We start from the raw sequence: 19,992 nt of genomic DNA, 5'->3' as shown, positions 1-19,992 counted from the left end.
TCGCAGGCAATCGCCTGCGATTATCTGATGACAAGTCAGTCGCAAAGCACCGTTATCCCGGTGCATCCTTATTTAATTGCTCCAGAATTTTTTTCGCCACGCCACCAACATTGGGCAACACGCTATTTTTAGCCAGGTAAGTGATTTGATCTTCAGCGAGTTCCTTCACCTCTCTTGCCATTTCAGGATGCTTTTTTAATAGTAAAAAAAGAACTCCCAAGGCTTTATTCCTGTCGGTGTGAGAAGGCAGGTTCAATTGCCATGCAAGGTCGCCGATAAGATGGTGGATGTCTGCTGACGGTATATAGCTAAAGTAAAAAGAAATGAATTGAACAAGATTGTTTCTTACTGGCGAGCTCTCATCTCTGAAAGCGACCATTGCTTTGATCATCGCTGCCTGAGGGTCGCCACACCAGTTCAGCAAATGTGCTGCCTCTGTGCGCTGCGACTCGCTCTTTGAATATAGTAGTACATCAAATATCGCCTGTTTTTGCACCGAAGCAAGCAAAAATAACTGATTCGCCAACAAGGATAATTCTTGATCGTCATAATCAAGAAAAACACCGCGCGAGACAAAACTCTTTACGCCGGCACTTTTCTTGAGTTTTTCTATCCAGACGGAAGTCAGTTGCCTTGATAACTTGTATAAGTCTGAATTCATTTCAATGTCGCGATATGGGATTTTTTCGGGAGTCTTTAATTTACTTTCATCTCCTGCTTCAACAACATCAACAACGGCATAGACCTTGCCGCCGCCAAAACCAACGATACCGCATCGCGCAAACGGAACATGAAGCCGGACTTCCAACGTATCACACCATGCTTTAAGCGAGGACATATCTGATGGTAACGGCGTATTCGTTTGCAGAGGAACCCCACTCAGGATGGTCTCCCTCGCTATCAGTTTATTTCCCAATACCTCAACACCTTGCAAAGACTGCTGCGCAAATCCCGCAGATGAAAGCAACAACAAAATAAAAAAGGAAAGTAAATTTTTAACAGCCATAGCAAGTTTTAAAATGAGGAATTCAGCATAAAAAAACGACCATCTGTGATGGCCGTTTTCATTTGCGCGGTACGTGAGAGAATCAGTTACCCGCTATCGTCATGCTCTCTATCAGTATCGAGCCAGTCTGCTTGGTGCCGCGTACCAGCGTATCGGCACCGACTGCCACAATCTGCATGAACATGTCGCGCATATTGCCTGCGATCGTGATTTCTTCGACCGGATATTGAATCACACCGTTTTCCACCCAATAGCCGGAAGCGCCACGCGAATAGTCGCCAGTAACGTAATTAACACCCTGCCCCATCAGCTCGGTTACCAGCAAACCTGTGCCCATTTTTTTGAGCATGGCAGCAAATTGATCGCTCTTTTTTGTATTCGATGACAGCAGACTCAGATTATGCGAACCGCCGGCATTACCAGTTGTTTGCATTCCCAGCTTACGCGCCGAATAGGTGGACAGGAAATAACCCTGCAAGACACCATTGCTGACCACATCGCGGCGCTGGGTGCGGACACCTTCATCATCAAATGGCGACGAACCTACCGCGCCCGGTACATGCGGATCTTCAAGCACCTGGATATGTTCAGGAAAAATCTGCGTCCCCAGCGAATCCAGCAAAAATGAAGATTTACGATACAAAGCGCCGCCGGAAACCGCCTGCACAAACGATCCCAGCAAGCCTGCAGCCAATGGTGCCTCAAACAGAACCGGGCATTTACGGGTCGTCAGTTTGCGAGCATTCAGACGCGCCAGAGCACGTTCAGCAGCATAACTGCCGATGGCTTCAGGCTGGGCGAGTTTTTTCGGATTGCGCTGTGATGAATACCAGTCGTCACGCTGCATCTTGGCGCCCTTACCTGCAATCGGTGCTACGGCGATGGTATGACGGGAAAGCGGGTAACCACCGATAAAGCCGCGCGAGTTCGCAGAAACGAAATGCGACTGCTGCACATGAACACTGGCGCCTTCACTGTTTGTAATCCGTTTATCGACCGCGAATGCTGCCGCTTCGGTGCGTCTGGCGATCTCGATCGCTTCTTCTGCGCTGATCTGCCACGGATAGCACAGCTTCAGGTCGCGCGGTGCCATTTCAAACAGTTCCGCATCCGCCAGGCCGGCGCAATCGTCTTCGGCAGTAAAACGGGCGATGTTATACGCTGCATCAACCGTATCTTTCAGCGCCTGACGGGAAAAATCAGAGGTGCTCGCATTGCCGCGTTTTTGTCCGATATAAACAGTAATACCGATACCTTTATCGCGGTTCTGTTCTATCGTTTCCACCTTACCTTTGCGCACGCTGATCGATAAACCTTCGCCTTCGCTGATTTCGACAGCGGCATCGGAAGCGCCTTTTTCCTTAGCAAAAAGCAACATATCCTGTGCAATTTGTTTCAACTGATCCTGGGTATGGGTAAAAACTGGCTTGCTCATAGATGAGGTTTCTTTGGAGACTGAACTAAAACGGGTATCATAGCAGCCGTTTCATTAAGTTTATAGTAAAGGCGCAGAATTATGCCAAATCCAAACCGGGGCTCATGTGGCTACCAATCCAGCGAGTTTGAACAGGAATACGAACGTCCTTCAAAATCTCAGCTCAAACGCGAAATGACCGCGTTGCAAAAACTGGGACAAGAACTGGTCGAACAGGCGCGTGACCGCGTCAAACGCGTTCCTATGCCGGAAGATGTGCGCGACGCGATTCTCGCATGTCAGCAAATCACGAACCATGAAGGTCGTCGCCGTCAGATGCAATTTGTCGGCAAAAAAATGCGCACACTGGATGAAGCTGAAATCGCGCTGATCCAGAAAACCATCGACAGCTGGAAAGGCTCATCGAAAGCGGAAACTGCGGCGATGCATGCACTCGAACGCCGTCGTGACAAACTGCTGACAGACGATAATGCTCTGACAGAATTGCTGTCGGAACATCCGCATCTCGATGTGCAGCAATTGCGCACACTGATCCGCAATGCGCGCAAAGAACAGGCAGAAAACAAACCACCAAAAGCCTATCGCGAGATTTTCCAGATTCTGAAAGAATTGCAGAAAGCACCTGCGGGTGATGAAACACTGGAAGATGCGGAAGGTCAGGAGGATGAGGATCATGAGCAATACTGATGCGGCCGACCGCGCTCTGCGCATAGGCCTGGTGTCAATCTCCGACCGCGCATCCGCCGGCGTCTATCAGGATCAGGGTTTGCCCGCGTTACAGGAATGGTTCAGCACCGCCATGGCGAGTAACTGGGTGATGGAAACCCGCCTGATTCCCGATGAACGTCAGGCAATTGAACAGGCACTGACTGAGCTGGTCGATGTGGCGCGCTGCGATCTGGTGATTACTACTGGCGGCACCGGCCCTGCTCGGCGCGATGTGACGCCGGAAGCCACGCTGGCGGTCGCCACCAAAGAGATGCCGGGATTCGGCGAGCAGATGCGTCAGATCAGCCTGCAATTTGTGCCGACCGCGATCTTGTCACGGCAAGTGGCTGTGATACGAGAAACCGCTGATCACGCCGCATTGATTCTGAATTTGCCGGGACAACCGAAGTCGATTAAAGAAACGCTGGAAGGTTTGAAAGATGCGGATGGCAAACAGATTGTGTCCGGCATTTTCGCAGCAATTCCTTATTGCATCGACCTCATCGGCGGGCCTTACATAGAAACGCACGAATCGGTCTGCAAAGTCTTCCGCCCTAAATCGGCGTTACGACAAAAATCCTGATTGCCTCCCGCTCAAACGGGTCGCCCGCTATTTGCTCAGACAGATGAACAAAGCAGATTTTCCGCCATCAGCAAGACGATTATGGATCTCTGCTTTGCTCGTCTCCTCAGCGCTGGACCTGCTCAATAACGCCTTTGGGGCAACTGTAAACGCGGTGACTGCGGTGAATACAATCACTCCGGGCACATCCAAGAAACAACAGACATCATCCGACATCCGCAATTCCCCTTCAACCAAGAAAAACACTCCGTCAGCCATGAGCAATTACCTCGACACCGTAGAAATTGAAAGCGCCACCAATCCCAGCGTCGCTATTATCTGGATGCATGGTCTGGGCGCAGATGCCAATGATTTCGTCCCCATCGTTCAGGAACTCGATCTGAGCGGCTTACCTGGCATCCGCTTCGTGTTCCCGAACGCGCCAACGATGCCAGTGACGATCAACGGCGGCTATGTAATGCGCGCCTGGTATGACATCCTGGGCACCGACATCGCCCGCCGCGAAGATGAAAAAGGCTTACGCGCATCGCAAGTGGAAATTGAAAAACTGATCGCGCGCGAAGTGGCACGCGGCATTCCGGCCAACAAAATTTTCCTCGCGGGTTTCTCGCAAGGTTGTGCCATGACCTTGCAAACCGGGTTACGCTATCCACAAAAACTGGCCGGCTTGCTGTGCTTATCCGGATATGTACCCTTGCGTGATGTGGTCGCTGCCGAACGCAGTGCGGCGAATCAGGATACGCCAGTGTTTCTGGTGCATGGTCGCGCCGATCCTGTGATTCATATTCAACGTGCAGAACAATCGCGTGACCTGCTGAAAGAACTCGGTTATCAGATTGAATGGCATGAGTACATGATGCCGCATTCGGTCTGCGCCGAAGAAATCCGCGATATCGGGCTGTGGCTGAAAAAGGTACTGACTGCGTCAGCCTGAGCAAACTGAGCGCTGCAAGCGTCTCAGCGGCAAAAATATACTCCCCCCAGTATTTTAAAACGTCCTTATTTTCTGCTGAGAATAAGGCGTTTTTTGCATATACTCCCCATTTTTCTGCATTTTTTATAAAATCGGGGCGCAAAATAGGGCTGGTCTGAATGCCGCCGCGACGGCGATACGCGCATGGGACCGATGGCGGCATCACCATACTCAGCGTTTGCGATGTATAGTACGCGCACATCCTGAGCAGCAAAAAAGTATGACAAAAGGAAGAGCGTCCACCCTCTTTTTTTTTCATATCGATATACGCAAAAAATGTAAGGAAGCACGCTTAATAAAGATCAATCACGCGGCATCACCTGACTCGTAGTATCCATACACCCAACTTCTGAAAGACCATCATGGCACTTTATTTGAATAACGCAGATTCCATCGGACGCACACCATTGATTCGCCTCAACCGCATCACCGCCGGTGCAGGTGCCACGGTACTGGTGAAAGTGGAAGGCCGCAATCCAGCCTACTCCGTCAAATGCCGTATCGGCGCGGCGATGATCGCAGATGCCGAAGAACGCGGATTGCTCGGCGCAGGCAAAGAACTGATAGAACCCACCAGCGGCAACACTGGTATCGCCCTTGCGTTTGTCGCCGCAGCCAAAGGCATACCGCTGACATTGACGATGCCGGAAACCATGAGCATAGAACGCCGGAAATTACTTGCTGCCTTCGGCGCGAAGCTGGTACTGACTGAAGGGCCTAAAGGCATGAATGGCGCGATCGCCAAAGCCGAAGAAATCCGCGCCAGCGACCCGGATCGTTATGTCTTGTTGCAGCAGTTTAAAAACCCGGCGAATCCGGCAGTACATGAACGCACGACAGGCCCGGAAATCTGGGAAGACACCAAGGGCAACATCGATATTTTCGTCGCTGGCGTCGGCACCGGCGGCACCATTACCGGCGTTTCCCGTTATCTGAAAAAGACGCAGGGAAAAACCCTGCAGACCGTCGCGGTAGAGCCGACTTCCAGTCCAATACTGACGCAGCAACGCGCTGGCCTGCCTTTGCAGCCGGGACCACATAAAATTCAGGGCATCGGCGCTGGCTTTGTGCCTGATGTGCTGGATTTATCGCTGATCGATCAGATCGAACAAGTCAGCAACGAAGACGCCGTGTTGTTTGCGCAGCGACTCGCCAAAGAAGAAGGCATACTCGCCGGCATTTCTTGTGGTGCTGCGGTAGCGGCAGCAACCCGGCTCGCGTTTATACCTGAAAATGCAGGCAAAACCATCGTCGCGATTTTGCCGGATTCCGGCGAGCGCTATCTGAGCTCAGTCTTGTTTGAAGGTTATTTTGATGCGGCAGGTGTGGCCGTATAAACAGCCATAACGCCAAAGTCGTGACACCGAAGTAAAACGGCTTGGGAAAAAACAGAGTTACCTCCGCTTTTATCCGCTAGCCGTTTTTTAAGCAAACGATTAAAACCGTTCAGCCGAAATCCTTCAGCAGTTCCAGATCGATCTGTACCGAGGCGTCGCCGGAAGACATCCAGATTTGTCCGTCCTGTATCGTGCATTGCAATTGCATAGTACGTTGTGCGAGTTTTTCCAGCGCCTGGCTTTGTGCCGACGGCACATTCATCACCTTCAGATTTTTTGCGCGATCGAGGCGGCTGTTCATCTGCTTCCACCAGATATCGCTGGCACTGGCAAAGCTATAGACAATCACTTTCTCAGAACGTCCGCAGGCTTTCAGTAAGCGACGGTCATCGGGCTGCCCGACTTCGACCCACAGTTGTATCGCATCGGTATAGTCTTTTTCCCACAGATCAGGCTCTTCGGTATCGGAAATACCTTTGCCGAATTCCAGTCGCTCAGCAGCGTGAATCGCAAATGCCAGCACGCGTATCATCATGCGTTCATCGGTTTCCGATGGATGACGGGCAATCGTCAGACTATGATCGGCGTAATAGCCGCGATCCATATCCGAGATATTCAGATCGGCTTTGTAAATAATCGATTTCAATGCCATTATTTGAACACCACTGTCTTGTGACCATTCAGCAGAATACGGTGTTCAACAAACCATTTCACCGCCCGCGCCAGCACCACGCACTCAACATCGCGCCCGATGGCGGTCAGTGTTTCTGGTTCCATCGCATGATCAACGCGCTCGACGTCTTGCTCAATGATCGGACCTTCGTCCAGATCACCAGTCACAAAATGCGCGGTCGCACCGATCAGTTTCACGCCACGATCATGCGCCTGATAATAAGGTTTTGCACCTTTAAAACTAGGTAGAAATGAGTGATGGATATTGATTGCTTTGCCTTTGAGTGCATCACACATCTGCGGCGACAATATCTGCATGTAGCGCGCCAGCACTACCAGATCCGCCTGATTGGCAGCGACGATTTCCAGCACTTTTTCTTCCTGCGCACGCTTGGCTTCAGCCGATGCACCTGCCGCTAACGGTAAGTGATGGAATGGAATATTGTAGCTGGCAGCAAGCTGATAAAAATCGGTGTGATTGGAAACGATGGCCTTGATTTCTACCGGCAATAAACCACTCTTGTAGCGGAACAGCAAATCATTCAGGCAGTGACCAATTTTAGAAACCATCAGTATCACGGCTGGCTTGTGATGCGCATCATTGAGCTTCCAGCTCATTTGCATGCCGTGAGCGAGTTCCGCAAATTCTTCGCGTAACGCTGTCTCTTTGACGCCAGCATCTTCAACAGCGAAATGCACGCGCATAAAAAACGTAGCGGATTGTTCATCACCAAACTGCGCAGAATCGATGATATTGCAGCCATGATTGGCTAAAAATCCTGAAACGCTGTGTACGATACCGCGTTGATCAGGACAAGAAAGCGTAAGAATATATTCTGGTCGTATGGTCATCATGTTATTTTTTCGCCCGAATACACATAACATTCGGGGGTGAGGCAAATTTAATTTGGAATAACCCGTAATTTTAAAGCAAAACAAAGCTAAAAACCGTAACCGCCTATTGTCGCACGTTCATCGCAGGTACGTCGCGCATCGGTACCGGATTAGCGAGAATCGATCCTGAATTTCACGACGTTTTAAAATAGCGGCAACAAAAAGCACGTACGTTCTATTTCGTGTATATTGATGCTGGCGCAAAAAAACGGCGATAGCCACTATCCCATCCGTAAGACATCACCAAAAACACAGGAGACAACATGAGCAGCTTCAGCAATCAGCAATACCGCCTCGCCGCACGTCCGGTCGGCTCCCCGAAACACAGCGACTGGAAATTCACCACCGAACAAGTCAGAGAGATTAACGATGGTGAAATCGTCGTCCAAACGATCTACATTTCGCTGGACCCTGCGATGCGCGGCTGGATGAATGAAGGCAAATCCTATATCCGCCCGGTCGCGATTGATGAAGTCATGCGCGCTGGCGGTGTCGGTAAGGTGGTGGCATCGAAATCGCCTTTATTTGCGGTCGGCGACTATGTTTCCGGCGGTACAGGAGTGCAGCAATACTGGGTTGGCGCAGCAAATGATAAAACAGCAGCCTTCTACAAAATTAATCCGGCACTCGCACCTTTACCGAAATACCTGAATGCGCTCGGCATGCCTGGTATGACCGCGTACTTTGGCTTACTCGATGTCGGCCAGCCGAAAGCGGGTGAAACCGTCGTCGTTTCTGGTGCGGCTGGTGCGGTCGGTCAAACGGTCGGTCAGGTTGCCAAACAAAAAGGCTGCCGCGTCGTTGGCATCGCCGGAGGCAAAGACAAATGCGATTTCGTGGTGAATGAACTCGGTTTTGATGCCTGCATCGACTACAAATCCGGCTCGGTCCGTGATGGACTGAAAGAGCACTGCCCGAATGGCGTTGACGTGTATTTTGATAATGTCGGCGGCGATATTCTTGATACCGTGCTGACCCGCATCAACATGAAGGCACGCATCATCATCTGCGGAGCGATCTCCCAATACAACAACACAACACCGGTAAAAGGTCCTGCCAACTATTTATCGTTACTGGTTAATCGTGCGCGTATGGAAGGTATCGTCGTTTTTGATTACGCAGCGCGCTATGGCGAAGCCGTCGCAGAGATGAGTAAATGGATGGCCGAGGGTAAATTCCACACCCGCGAAGATATCGTTAAGGGCATAGAAACTTTCCCTGACACGCTGATGATGCTGTTCGATGGAAAAAATTTCGGCAAGCTGATTCTGCAAGTCGCAGACGAGTAATTTTTCATCTGAACTGATACAAAAAAAACGGCCTGAGAAAAATTCAGACCGTTTTTATTTTTTGTACCGACGATGACAGCTAGAGACCATCAACCGGGCATAAGCGTTGACGGACAATACTGGCTATATTCTTTTTCAAGACGAAGTAATTTATTTCGCAGTCTGCCAGGGTCTGATCCACGCCAGACCTTCTGAGGTTCCCGCCCTCGGCCGGTATTCGCACCCTATCCAACCCTCATAGCCCAAATCATCGAGCAATTGAAACAGATACGGGTAATTGACTTCACCTTCGGATGGCTCGTGACGATCCGGCACACCCGCGATCTGAATGTGGCCTATGCCAGCCCGCGGTCTGTGCATATCCCGCTGCAGCTTGCGTGTGATGTCGCCCTCCATAATCTGACAGTGATACATATCAAACTGCACTTGCAAATGACTGACGCCGATTTCTTCGCAGATTTCCTGTGCCGTATTTTGCTCAGATAAAAAATAGCCCGGCATATCTCGGGTATTGATAGGCTCAATTAACACCGTCACATTTTCACGTGAAGCCAGCAAAGCTGCATACGCCAGATTACCCAGATACACCGCGCGATGGCGAGCCCTGTCCTGCTCAGGCTGTATCAGCCCTGCCATCACATGAATATGACGGTTGCCCAGCACGCGAGCGTATTCCAGCGCCAGATCAAAGCTGCGCTTGAATTCGTCCTCGCGCCCCGGCAAAGACGCCAGCCCGCGCTCACCGCCGGCCCAGTCTCCGGGCGGCGCATTGAACAAGACTTGCTGCAAATTATTCGCGTCCAGCAATTCACGTAATTGCTGGACCGGATAATCGTATGGAAACAGATATTCCACTCCAGTGAAACCATCTTTTGCCGCAGCAGCAAAACGTGCAGGAAAATCGACTTCGGTATACATCATGCTGAGATTGGCAGCAAAACGAGGCATGTATTTCTCCTTAAAAATCCGGCATTCAGGCAGGTCTGACACAGGCCGGATTCAGTTAAATCGATGAATGTTTATATCGGTCGTTTGGCGTAGCGTTGCGCCAGCACCGCACAGACCATCAGTTGCAACTGATGGAACAGCATCACCGGCAACAGCACCATGCCGACGGAGCCGCTGGAAAACAACACTTTCGCCATCGGTACACCGCTCGCCAAACTCTTTTTAGAGCCGCAAAAAACAATAGTGATTTCATCCTCTTTAGTGAAACCAAGGCGACGGCTGATCATCGTCGTAAACCCCATCACCAGAGCCAGTATGACCGCGCTGATTAGCAGTAGCGTCAATAACATCAGCGTTGGCACCTGATGCCACAATCCTTGCACAACCGCTTCACTGAACGCCACGAACACTACCAGCAGAATCGAGCTCTGATCGACCATTTTTAACACGGTCGCATGTCTGGTGATCCATGCCTGTAAATAAGGTCGCATGATCTGCCCGGCCACAAACGGCAACAGCAACTGATAAACAATCTTCAGCATCGCATCGGCAGACGAATGTCCGTCGCTGTTGGCTTTAATTAACAGGCTGACCAGCAAAGGGGTGACGAAGATACCCAGCAGATTACTGGCAGAAGCACTGCATACCGCAGCCGGAACATTGCCACGCGCAACCGAGGTGAAGGCAATGGATGACTGCACTGTTGAAGGCAGCAGGCACAGATACAGCATGCCCAGATATAAATCCGGAGTCAGCACAGTCAGTAGCGCCGGCTTGAGCACGATGCCTAGCAAAGGGAATACGGCAAATGTCACGCCCAGCACCAGTAAATGCAAACGCCAGTGCGTCATCCCCGCCACCACCGCCTCACGCGATAATTTGGCACCGTGCATAAAGAACAGCAAAGCGATCATCAGTGTCGACAGATGATCAACGCTGACCGCGAGCGCTCCTTTTACCGGAAAAAAACTGGCGATCAGAATCACGCCCAGTAAAAGTAAAGTCATGTTGTCAGGTAAAAAGCGGGGGCGTTTCATAGGTGACGATAGAAATAAAAATGAGCTTCATTGTACTTGAATCATCTGAACATATTCCCCTAATCAAAACGCAATGCAGCTATTCATAAAATTGTGGCAATCACACAGCAACCACCCGCTGAACGGTTAACGAAGAACGAATACACCGCTCACTAAAAAGGAAAATCTAAATCGTATAAAAAATAGTCAAACGAAGTAAAACCAGAAGATTCTCCGGAATTGCGCGGGTTTTATCAAATCTGTGATTCATCTGACTGTCAGTTGAATTCAAGCGGTGAATTTACCTGTATATTTTTGCCTTTATCACATCATCTGAAGTATTTTTTGCAATCATTTTCGCCGGCCAGTGCCGGTGCTACCCGACTCCGGAGACTCTATGCAAAAACATCTGATCACCAGCTTACTGGCACTCGCGTTTGCTTTTCCTGTCAGCGGCTTTGCGGCGCACAGTAATGACACTGAAGCGCAACGCTGGAATCTCGCCGATCTGTATGCGAACCGTGCTGCGTGGAATGCCGACGCAAAAAAACTGGAAGCACAATTGACTGAGCTGAAGAAGTGCAGCGGTCATCTGGGCGATAAGATCAGCAACTTCAAATCCTGCATGGATCTGAATGCCGATATTCTGAAACGCTATGCACGTCTGGCGACCTACGCCTCACAATTCCGTGATCAGGACACAGGCGACAATGAAGGCCAGGATATTTTGCAGAATGCAGATATACTCGGCAGCAAGCTAGAAGAAGCAAGTTCTTTCTTCCGTCCTGAGATACTGAATCTGGGACAAAAGAAAATCGATGCGTATCTGAATCAGGACAAATCACTCGCCGCCTACCGCTTTGGCCTGCACGACATCCTGCGCGGTGCGCAACACACGCTGGATAAAAAAAGCGAGGAACTCATCGCGACATTCGGCATGGCAACCAATGCCCCAAGTGCCGTTTATTCAACACTGTCAAATGCGGAAATGCCCTGGCCAAAAATCACGCTTTCTGACGGTCAGCAAGTCACCATCGATCAGGCCGCTTACACCAAATACCGCGCTTCGCCGAACCGTGCTGACCGCAAACTGGTGTTTGACGCATTCTGGGGCAAATGGAAAGAATTTGAACGCAGCTACGGCGTCACGTTTTACGAGCAGCTCAAGCGTGATGCCGTATATGCCAAAGTGCGCAACTACCCGGACTCACTGACTCATGCGCTCGATGGCAATAACGTGCCCCGTGCCGTTTACGACACGCTGGTCGATCAGACCCGCGCCAATCTGCCTACGCTGCACCGTTATTTCAAATTGCGCGCAAAAATGCTGGGAGTACAAGACCTGCGCTATTTCGATATTTACCCGCAACTGGTTTCCGGCAATTTCACTTACAGCATCGACGACGGTGTGAAACTGATGCTGAGTTCAGTCAAACCACTTGGCGACGACTACGTCAATGCCATTACTATAGCGAGTACTGCGCGCTGGATGGACGTTTATCCACGCCCACGCAAGCGTTCGGGTGCCTACATGTCCGGCGTCGCTTATGATGTTCATCCATACATACTGCTGAATTACAACGACGATTACGAATCAGTCTCCACACTCACGCATGAATGGGGCCATGCAATGCATTCGTATCTGGCGAATAAACATCAGCCGTTCAGCACCGCTGATTACCCTATTTTCACGGCTGAAATCGCATCGACCACCAACGAAGTGTTGTTGCTCGATCACATGCTGAAAATCGCTAAGAGCGACGATGAGCGTCTGCTGTATCTGGGTTCTGCACTGGAAAACTTGCGCGGCACATTCTTCCGGCAGGCCATGTTTGCCGACTTTGAACGCGAAGTGCATGCGCGCGTGGATAAAGGTGAATCATTGACGGGCGAAGGACTCACCAAAATCTACGGCGATATCCTGAAGCGTTATCACGGCGATAAAGAAGGTGTCATGAAAATCGACGATGTCTATGCAACAGAATGGGCTTACATCCCGCATTTTTATAATCGCTTCTATGTATTCCAGTACGCGACCTCAATTGCCGCCGGCTCTATGTTTGCCGATGAAATCCTGAAAGCACAACCGGGTGCGCGAGACAATTATCTGAATATTCTGAAAGCTGGCGGCTCAGCCTACCCTTATGATCTGGTCAAAAAAGCGGGTGTCGATCTGGCATCACCAGCACCATATCAGGCGGTATTCAAACGCATGAACAGCATCATGGATCAGATTGAAGCCATCATTACAAAACGCTGAACCTCAGGCAGAATCAGCTAAAACTAACCTCGTTCCACGCCATCCGGAACGAGGTTTTTTTATATCGCCGAAACGCGACAAAATGCCAATATTCACGCCGTTCAACCTAAAAAAATCAGAGGAAGTCAACGAAATCCTTCAATACGCCTCGCTTTATTTGATCGGTATCAAAGAGCAAATCGGGCACACAGAGTACAGTAAAAGAAAATTCTGCGGAGACCGTCATGTGCGCCAGAAACTTCCATCCAATATCCGTCGATATCATTCAGCAAGAACATCAGCATTTGTCTGCAGTCATACAGACTATGCTGGACTTTGTACGCTCGACAGATAAAGGAGAAGCACCGCCTGACCTTAAACTATTCCGTGCGATCCTTTTTTATATCTGCGAATATCCGGAAAAAGTGCATCATCCTAAGGAAGACAAATTTCTGTTTTCCAAGATAAAAGAGCGCACACACCAGCTCGACAATGTACTGGATGCCTTAATCGAACAGCATGGTAACGGCGAATATCTGGTGCGCAATCTGCAAAACGCATTATTGAAATACGAGTTTTTCGGCGTGCCGGCATTTCCGCATTTCAGGGACCTGGCAGAACAATATGCTCTCTTCTATTACGCTCACATGCAAACGGAAGAGAATGAAGTTTTGCCGGTCGCCAAACTGGTATTAAATGTCAACGACTGGCAAGAAGTGGATCAGGCATTCATGGAAAACCGTCACCAGCTTGATGGCGCTGGCGAACGCTATCGTTACGAACAATTGTTCTCCTACATCATCAGTCACAGTTCAAGAGCTTCAGCTGCACCCGATCCCTTATAACGCAATACTGAAAAAGTTCTTCAGCGACTTAAGATCAGCGTCTTGAAGATAAAACAATACCGGCAACAATCAGTAAAAACGCCACCGCATGAAAAAGCTGTGGCGTTTCGCCTAAAAATAGCGACGACAGCAAAGCCGCAAATAAGGGTGTCAGATTACTGAAAAACGCCGCAATACTCGGTCCGACCCGTTGTACGCCCATTCCCCAGCAGCGAAACGCAATCAGCGCCGGCCCGACTGCGACAAACATAATCGCCACCACCAGGGTACTGCTCCACTGAATAACCGGAGCAGCAATCATCCATTCACCCGCTGCAAACAATCCCGACCAGACCAGCCCGAAGCTGACCTGCGCCAATAAAAAATGTGACCAGTGATCACGCAACTCGCCGTCGCCACCGCGCGTCAGTAGCCAGCTGTACAGTGACCAGCAAATCGCCGCCAGCAGCATCAGCAGGTCGCCTGGAACCAGACGCAGCGCCATCAGATGCTGAAGCTCACCACGGCTCAGTACCAGCAATACCCCGGCGATCGATACGACCACACCTGCTACCGCAGAGCGGGAAATCGGTGCCTGAAAAAATAAACGCCCGATTAATAACATCCACACCGGCATACTCGCCGCCACCAGCGTGACATTGATGGGAGTGGAACTTTGTAACGCCAGATATTGCAGGGCGTTGTACATGCCCACACCAAGCAGACCAAGAATTGCGTAGCGATACCAGCGAAACCAGAATATGCTGCCGCGTTTAAAGATACCGGCAGCCATCGGTAACAAAATCAGAAAAGCAATTGCCCAGCGAAAGAAATTCAAGCTTACCGGCGGCACCATGCTATGTATCATACGTCCGACCACGGCATTCCCCGCCCATAGCAGTGGTGCAAATACCAGTAAAAAAATGGTGCCGGGAGTCAGTTTATGATTCATACACAATCGGAATGGGAAAGAAATAGCGATCAGCAAAGTCCGCTAGCATACCATCGCGGCAGTGGCAAAAGCGACCCGTCCCATGACAGTGGATTGACAGATTTATGATTGCAACACATACAGGTTGGTTTAAATCAAAATTCCGTATATCTGATTTTCTGCGCTGCAGGTAAAAATCAGCAGTATAAAAAAGAGCAGAGGCGAAAAGTGAAATTATTAATTCTGGGCGGTACTGGTTTGGTGGGCCGGCAATTAGTTGCCCAAGCGCTGGCGCACAGGGATGTCTCGCAAGTGACCGCGCCGACGCGTAGAGCCCTGGCGCAGCATCCGCAATTACGCAATCCCATCGTTGAGTATGCCGATTTACCACCGGATGCAGACTGGTGGCAGGCCGATGCAGTGTTATGTGCGCTGGGCACCACCATCAGGATCGCCGGATCGCAAGCGGCATTTTCCCGTGTTGACCACGACTATGTACTGGCCGCTGCCCGCCTCGCTAAAGCCTCTGGCACACCTCGATTTGTATATAACTCCGCACTTGGTGCAAACGCAAATGCACGTTCATTCTATTTAAGGGTCAAAGGTCAGGTGGAAAATGATTTACACGCTTTGAATTTTCCAGCGCTGACTATCGTGCGTCCGTCTTTGCTGTATGGCGGCAGCAGAGCCGATAAGCGCCCCGCAGAAACTGCTGCCATTATTGTCTCGCACCTGCTGGGGCCCCTGATTCCCTTGCGCTACCGGGCAGTTAATGTGACTGACGTCGCAGCTGCAATGATCAACGCCGCTGTGACGTTTGACGATGGTTTTCACATACTTGAGTCAGACCAACTGCAACACGCTGACACTCGCATAGAAAACCGCAGATAAAAATTTAAAACCTCAATAAAAACGCGCCTTCCCGGGTAAAAACTACCGGAAAGGCGCATATATACTCAGAGTATCAGCATGTCATTAACGCTGCATACTTTCCCAGACTTTCTGCAAGCGCTTCACCGACACCGGCATCGGCGTGCGCAATTCCTGCGCAAACAAAGACACCCGCAACTCTTCCAGCAACCAGCGGAATTCCAGCAATTTAGGATCAGCATCGGCACCTGTTTTACGAGGCGTTCTTTGCCATGGTTGCGCGACGCTGTTCCACTCCGCCATCAATTTAGCGTCACGCGCCGGGTCGGCACGCAGCTTATCCATACGTATCGTGATCGCTTTCAGATAACGCGGAAAATGCACCAGCTGGCTGAAGTCAGTATCTGCGATAAAGCGTTTGGTAATCAGCATCTGTAACTGACTCTGAATATCCGCCGCCGCTTGCGCATGGGCTTTAATGCCCTGAATTTTCTTCGGCAGACTGTGATACTCCGCCAGTATCTGCCCCGCCATACGGGCGATTTCATTCGCCAGCAAATTCAGGCGCGCCTTTCCTTCCTCGCGGCGGATATTAAATTCACCAGAATTAGTTGGCAGGGGCTGCTGCAGACACGCGCGTTCAATCGCCGTCTGGATAATCTGTTCGCGCAATTCTTCCTGCGAGCCCAGCGCCATGAACTGCATGCCCATTTGCTGCAAACCCGGAATATTTTTCTCAAGGAATTTCACCTGCTCCTTGAGCTGCAAAGCAAACAGGCGGCGCAGACCTATTCTGTGCACCCGCGCTGCTTCGTCCGGATCGTCAAATACCTCGATATGACAATGCGTGAGCTTATCCACCAGCGCCGGATAGCCGATCAGCGTTTGCTTACCCTGCTGTACTTCCAGCAATTCCGGCAGGCTGTCGAAAGTCCAGCCTGTAAAATTTTCCTGCTTCAGCACCGGCGCCGGTGCAGCTGCTGACGCTTTCTGAGGAGCTATATTACCGCTGCCTTTGCGTGATACCGCACTGGCAGCAGTGGTCTGCGCATCCAGCAGCGCCAGCTTTTCTGCACTCGCAATTTTCTGGAAACTTTCACGCGCCTGGCCGCCAAATTCAGCACGCAGATTCGCCAGATTCCGCCCCATTTCTAACTGACGGCCATGCTCATCCACGATTTTAAAATTCATCGTCAGATGTACAGGCAAGGTCTCAAATTTAAAATCGGTGGTTTTACACAGCAAACCTTTTTGCTCGCGGATATCGGCAATCACGGCATCGAGGAAATTTCCTTTACCAAAATCATTACGCTCGCAAAAGCCAGCCGCATATTCCGGCAAAGGCACGCAATGACGGCGTATTTTTTGCGGCAAGGATTTGATCAGCAAGTGCACTTTTTCTTTCAGCATACCGGGCACCAGCCACTCACAGCGTTCTGCCGACACCTGATTCAGTGAAAACAAAGGCACGGTCAATGTCACGCCATCACGCGGGCTGCCAGGTTCAAAATGGTAGCTGAGTTGCAGCGCCACACCGGAAACCTGCATAGTTTTCGGAAACAAATCCGTCGTCACGCCTGCAGCCTCGTGGCGCATCAAATCATCTTTATTCAGATGCAGCAATTTGGGGTTGGCTTTGATCGCCTCTTTATGCCACTCCTCAAACAACACTGCGTTATATACATCAGGCGGAATCAGCTTGTCGTAAAACGCGACAATCAGTTCAGCATCGACCAGCACATCCAAACGGCGCGATTTGTGTTCCAGATTTTCAATTTCCCGCACCAGTTTCTGATTGTGGACAAAGAACGGCGCGCGTGTCTCGAACTCGCCTTCCACCAAAGCTTCGCGGATAAAAATCTCACGCGCTTCGACCGGGTGATACAAACCATACTGAATCCTGCGCTGACTGTAGACGACCAATCCATACAAGGTCGCTCGTTCAAACGCCGACACCTGACCCGTCCGCTTTTCCCAGCGCGGTTCGCCGTAGGATTTTTTCAGTAAATGACCGCCGATCTTTTCCAGCCATTCCGGCTGTATCTGAGCAATACAACGCCCGTACAAACGACTGGTATCAACGAGCTCTGCCGCCATAATCCAGCGTCCGGCTTTCTTCGCCAGACTGGAGCCGGGCCAGATATAAAACTTGATACTGCGGGCACCAAGGTAATGCGCTTCTTCCTCGGATTTATAGCCGATATTCCCGAGTAAGCCAGTCAGTAAAGACAGATGCAGTTGTTCATAAGTGGCGGCAGTTTCATTCAGACGCCAGCCCTGCTCTTTCACGATGGTCAGCAATTGTGAATGCACTTCGCGCCATTCGCGCAAGCGCATCTGACTCAGGAAATTGCTACGGCAATTATCCTGCAACTGACGGTTGGTTTTTTTATGCTCTATCGCATCCTCAAACCATTTCCAGATTTTCAGATACGAAATGAATTCAGATTTTTCATCCGCAAATTTCTTATGTGCCTGATCGGCTGCCGCCTGCGCGTCCATAGGCCGGTCGCGCGGGTCCTGCACTGATAGAGCAGCAGCGATGATCAACACTTCCTGCAAGGACTGGTTATCACGCGCGGCCAGGATCATGCGCCCGACTCGCGGGTCTAACGGCAACTTCGCAAGCTGACGCCCCACGGCAGTTAATTGATTGCTGTCATCCATTGCCCCCAGCTCCTGCAAGAGCTGATAGCCATCGGCAATCGCTCTGCCCGGCGGCGGTTCAATGAAGGGGAAGCTTTCTACATCGGTAAGTCGCAAGGACTTCATCCGCAAAATAACCGCGGCCAGCGAAGAGCGCAAAATTTCCGGTTCAGTGAAACGGATGCGCTGATGAAATTCCTGTTCGTCGAACAGTCGTATACAAACACCGGCAGAGACGCGTCCGCAACGGCCAGCACGCTGGTTCGCTGCCGATTGCGCGATGGGTTCAACCTGCAATTGTTCTACTTTATTCCGGTAGCTGTAACGCTTGACGCGGGCCAGACCGGTATCGACGACAAAGCGGATGCCAGGCACCGTCAACGATGTTTCTGCGACGTTGGTCGCGAGTACAATGCGACGCGCATTCGACACTTTGAACACCCGCTCCTGCTCTTGCGCTGACAAACGGGCGAATAAAGGCAGTATCTCAACATGCGGGGGATGATGTTTGCGCAAGGCTTCCGCAGCGTCACGAATCTCGCGCTCGCCCGGCAAAAATACCAGCACATCACCGGAACCGATACGGCATAACTCATCGACCGCATCGGTAATCGCCGTCATCAGATCACGTTCTTTATCTTTTTCGGTATCCTGCACCGGGCGATAACGTACCTCCACAGGATACAAACGTCCCGATACCTCAATGACTGGCGCAGGCCTGGGTTCTGCGCCACGTGAAGAAGCAGAATCGTCGGCAAAATGATTGGCAAAACGTTGCGCATCAATCGTCGCAGACGTGATGATAATCTTCAGATCGCGGCGCTTGGGCAGCAATTGCTTCAGATAGCCGAGCAAAAAATCAATATTCAGGCTGCGCTCATGCGCCTCATCGATGATGATGGTGTCGTATTGACGCAGTAAAGGATCAGTCTGCGTTTCAGCCAGCAAAATACCATCGGTCATTAATTTGACCGAGGCACCTTTGCTCAGCGTATCGGTGAACCTCACTTTAAAACCGACATGCTCACCAAGTGGCGAATTTAATTCCTGCGCAATCCGCTTGGCGGTTGATGAAGCCGCAATCCGGCGCGGCTGAGTATGACCGATCAGGCCTTTGCGCCCACGCCCGAGTTCCAGACATATTTTTGGCAATTGCGTGGTTTTACCCGAACCGGTTTCACCGCAGACGATGATGACCTGATGCTTTTGCAGGGCTTCTGCGATTTCGGCGCGCTTGCCGGACACAGGCAATTCTTCGGAAAACGTAATAACAGGCAGCGGATTGCGGAAAGGCAGGTTGCTGTCATCGCTCACGGCAGCCGTGGCTGTATTTGCGAGCCTCGCACCGCTACGCGCAGGCGACTGTCCCGCAGGCTTAATTGCGGGGCGTTCTGAACGTCCGCGCTGAGCTTGCGATGTGACCGTGGAAGCAGCTGGTGACGCAGGTTGGCGCACCTGATCAGTCTGCGACTTCGCTGCAGGAGTTGCAGTATTTTCTGCTGCCGGGGTGGCTTGCCGCAATTGCTGACGCAACTCACGTAAGCCAGATAAACCGTCTATCGTGGTGGACGTTGCTTTTTTTTGGGAATTTTTAGGAGAATGATTAGAAGACATAGCAACG

General features: G+C 50.8%; 16 protein-coding genes. 8 read left to right on the top strand and 8 right to left on the bottom strand.

Going from position 1 to position 19,992, the window contains the following annotated elements; translation table 11 throughout:
* Positions 1-52: 52 nt before the first annotated feature.
* Together ACOTSW_RS12600 and pmbA are read right to left on the bottom strand one after the other, a co-directional pair.
* On the bottom strand, positions 53-1,006 hold the full coding sequence (locus tag ACOTSW_RS12600) for a hypothetical protein (protein WP_423679430.1): 954 nt from the start codon (positions 1,004-1,006) through the stop codon (positions 53-55).
* A gap of 82 nt (positions 1,007-1,088) precedes the next feature.
* Complete coding sequence (gene pmbA, locus ACOTSW_RS12595) at positions 1,089-2,441, bottom strand: metalloprotease PmbA (RefSeq protein WP_423679429.1); 1,353 nt, start codon at positions 2,439-2,441, stop codon at positions 1,089-1,091.
* Between the two features lie 81 nt (positions 2,442-2,522).
* Here pmbA and yjgA point away from each other — a divergent pair, with 81 nt between their 5' ends.
* The 4 genes from yjgA (at position 2,523) to cysK (ending at position 6,042) form a co-directional block, all read left to right on the top strand.
* Positions 2,523-3,128: a ribosome biogenesis factor YjgA gene (yjgA, locus tag ACOTSW_RS12590; protein ID WP_423679428.1), complete on the top strand. Its 606-nt coding sequence runs from the start codon at positions 2,523-2,525 to the stop codon at positions 3,126-3,128.
* Complete coding sequence (gene mog / locus ACOTSW_RS12585; protein WP_423679427.1) at positions 3,115-3,732, top strand: molybdopterin adenylyltransferase; 618 nt, start codon at positions 3,115-3,117, stop codon at positions 3,730-3,732. Before yjgA ends, mog begins: the two co-directional genes overlap by 14 nt.
* Before the next feature lie 256 nt (positions 3,733-3,988).
* Positions 3,989-4,666, top strand: a complete 678-nt coding sequence (locus ACOTSW_RS12580) for an alpha/beta hydrolase (protein ID WP_423682314.1) — start codon at positions 3,989-3,991, stop codon at positions 4,664-4,666.
* 401 nt (positions 4,667-5,067) lie between these two features.
* Entirely contained in the window at positions 5,068-6,042 is a 975-nt protein-coding gene (gene cysK / locus ACOTSW_RS12575) for a cysteine synthase A (protein WP_423679426.1), read from the top strand.
* A 109-nt stretch (positions 6,043-6,151) separates the two neighbouring features.
* On the opposite strand, the gene ACOTSW_RS12570 is transcribed toward cysK, so the two are convergent.
* Entirely contained in the window at positions 6,152-6,694 is a 543-nt protein-coding gene (locus tag ACOTSW_RS12570) for a YaeQ family protein (protein WP_423679425.1), read from the bottom strand.
* Complete coding sequence (gene purU, locus ACOTSW_RS12565) at positions 6,694-7,569, bottom strand: formyltetrahydrofolate deformylase (RefSeq protein ID WP_423679424.1); 876 nt, start codon at positions 7,567-7,569, stop codon at positions 6,694-6,696. The genes ACOTSW_RS12570 and purU overlap by 1 nt, the downstream gene beginning before the upstream one ends.
* Positions 7,570-7,871: 302 nt before the next feature.
* Here purU and ACOTSW_RS12560 point away from each other — a divergent pair, with 302 nt between their 5' ends.
* Positions 7,872-8,897, top strand: coding sequence for an NADP-dependent oxidoreductase (locus ACOTSW_RS12560; RefSeq protein ID WP_423679423.1), 1,026 nt, complete (start codon positions 7,872-7,874; stop codon positions 8,895-8,897).
* Between the two features lie 150 nt (positions 8,898-9,047).
* Here the strand turns inward: ACOTSW_RS12560 and otnI are convergent, their stop codons facing one another.
* Together otnI and ACOTSW_RS12550 are read right to left on the bottom strand one after the other, a co-directional pair.
* The gene (otnI, locus tag ACOTSW_RS12555; RefSeq protein ID WP_423679422.1) at positions 9,048-9,845 is read right to left on the bottom strand and encodes a 2-oxo-tetronate isomerase; all 798 of its coding nucleotides are present in this window, start codon (positions 9,843-9,845) and stop codon (positions 9,048-9,050) included.
* 71 nt (positions 9,846-9,916) lie between these two features.
* On the bottom strand, positions 9,917-10,882 hold the full coding sequence (locus ACOTSW_RS12550; protein ID WP_423679421.1) for a bile acid:sodium symporter family protein: 966 nt from the start codon (positions 10,880-10,882) through the stop codon (positions 9,917-9,919).
* Positions 10,883-11,258: 376 nt separating this feature from the next.
* Between ACOTSW_RS12550 and pepF the strand changes: the two genes are divergently transcribed.
* Together pepF and ACOTSW_RS12540 are read left to right on the top strand one after the other, a co-directional pair.
* Entirely contained in the window at positions 11,259-13,121 is a 1,863-nt protein-coding gene (pepF, locus tag ACOTSW_RS12545) for an oligoendopeptidase F (RefSeq protein WP_423679420.1), read from the top strand.
* A gap of 224 nt (positions 13,122-13,345) precedes the next feature.
* Entirely contained in the window at positions 13,346-13,945 is a 600-nt protein-coding gene (locus ACOTSW_RS12540; protein WP_423679419.1) for a hemerythrin domain-containing protein, read from the top strand.
* A gap of 34 nt (positions 13,946-13,979) precedes the next feature.
* Here the strand turns inward: ACOTSW_RS12540 and ACOTSW_RS12535 are convergent, their stop codons facing one another.
* The gene (locus tag ACOTSW_RS12535) at positions 13,980-14,876 is read right to left on the bottom strand and encodes a DMT family transporter (protein WP_423679418.1); all 897 of its coding nucleotides are present in this window, start codon (positions 14,874-14,876) and stop codon (positions 13,980-13,982) included.
* Positions 14,877-15,083: 207 nt separating this feature from the next.
* On the opposite strand from ACOTSW_RS12535, the gene ACOTSW_RS12530 reads away from it, so the two are divergent.
* The gene (locus tag ACOTSW_RS12530; protein WP_423679417.1) at positions 15,084-15,746 is read left to right on the top strand and encodes an oxidoreductase; all 663 of its coding nucleotides are present in this window, start codon (positions 15,084-15,086) and stop codon (positions 15,744-15,746) included.
* Between the two features lie 84 nt (positions 15,747-15,830).
* Here the strand turns inward: ACOTSW_RS12530 and hrpA are convergent, their stop codons facing one another.
* Positions 15,831-19,985 (bottom strand): ATP-dependent RNA helicase HrpA, encoded by a 4,155-nt coding sequence (gene hrpA, locus ACOTSW_RS12525; protein WP_423679416.1) that lies wholly within the window; start codon positions 19,983-19,985, stop codon positions 15,831-15,833.
* Positions 19,986-19,992 lie beyond the last annotated feature (7 nt).

It is taken from the genome of Undibacterium sp. WLHG33 (assembly GCF_049544815.1).
Lineage (GTDB): Bacteria > Pseudomonadota > Gammaproteobacteria > Burkholderiales > Burkholderiaceae_D > Undibacterium.
Note: the sequence above shows the minus strand (reverse complement) of the source record. Positions and strands in the feature narration are given on the sequence as shown.

What these genes read in the sequence shown, in the direction of transcription:
- ACOTSW_RS12560 (WP_423679423.1), top strand. Translation starts at nt 7,872, where the DNA reads ATGAGCAGCTTCAGCAATCAGCAATACCGCCTCGCCGCACGTCCGGTC.
- pmbA (WP_423679429.1), bottom strand. Translation starts at nt 2,441, where the DNA reads ATGAGCAAGCCAGTTTTTACCCATACCCAGGATCAGTTGAAACAAATT.
- mog (WP_423679427.1), top strand. Translation starts at nt 3,115, where the DNA reads ATGAGCAATACTGATGCGGCCGACCGCGCTCTGCGCATAGGCCTGGTG.
- yjgA (WP_423679428.1), top strand. Translation starts at nt 2,523, where the DNA reads ATGCCAAATCCAAACCGGGGCTCATGTGGCTACCAATCCAGCGAGTTT.
- otnI (WP_423679422.1), bottom strand. Translation starts at nt 9,845, where the DNA reads ATGCCTCGTTTTGCTGCCAATCTCAGCATGATGTATACCGAAGTCGAT.
- ACOTSW_RS12550 (WP_423679421.1), bottom strand. Translation starts at nt 10,882, where the DNA reads ATGAAACGCCCCCGCTTTTTACCTGACAACATGACTTTACTTTTACTG.
- ACOTSW_RS12540 (WP_423679419.1), top strand. Translation starts at nt 13,346, where the DNA reads ATGTGCGCCAGAAACTTCCATCCAATATCCGTCGATATCATTCAGCAA.
- hrpA (WP_423679416.1), bottom strand. Translation starts at nt 19,985, where the DNA reads ATGTCTTCTAATCATTCTCCTAAAAATTCCCAAAAAAAAGCAACGTCC.
- ACOTSW_RS12535 (WP_423679418.1), bottom strand. Translation starts at nt 14,876, where the DNA reads ATGAATCATAAACTGACTCCCGGCACCATTTTTTTACTGGTATTTGCA.
- cysK (WP_423679426.1), top strand. Translation starts at nt 5,068, where the DNA reads ATGGCACTTTATTTGAATAACGCAGATTCCATCGGACGCACACCATTG.
- ACOTSW_RS12570 (WP_423679425.1), bottom strand. Translation starts at nt 6,694, where the DNA reads ATGGCATTGAAATCGATTATTTACAAAGCCGATCTGAATATCTCGGAT.
- pepF (WP_423679420.1), top strand. Translation starts at nt 11,259, where the DNA reads ATGCAAAAACATCTGATCACCAGCTTACTGGCACTCGCGTTTGCTTTT.
- ACOTSW_RS12580 (WP_423682314.1), top strand. Translation starts at nt 3,989, where the DNA reads ATGAGCAATTACCTCGACACCGTAGAAATTGAAAGCGCCACCAATCCC.
- purU (WP_423679424.1), bottom strand. Translation starts at nt 7,569, where the DNA reads ATGATGACCATACGACCAGAATATATTCTTACGCTTTCTTGTCCTGAT.
- ACOTSW_RS12600 (WP_423679430.1), bottom strand. Translation starts at nt 1,006, where the DNA reads ATGGCTGTTAAAAATTTACTTTCCTTTTTTATTTTGTTGTTGCTTTCA.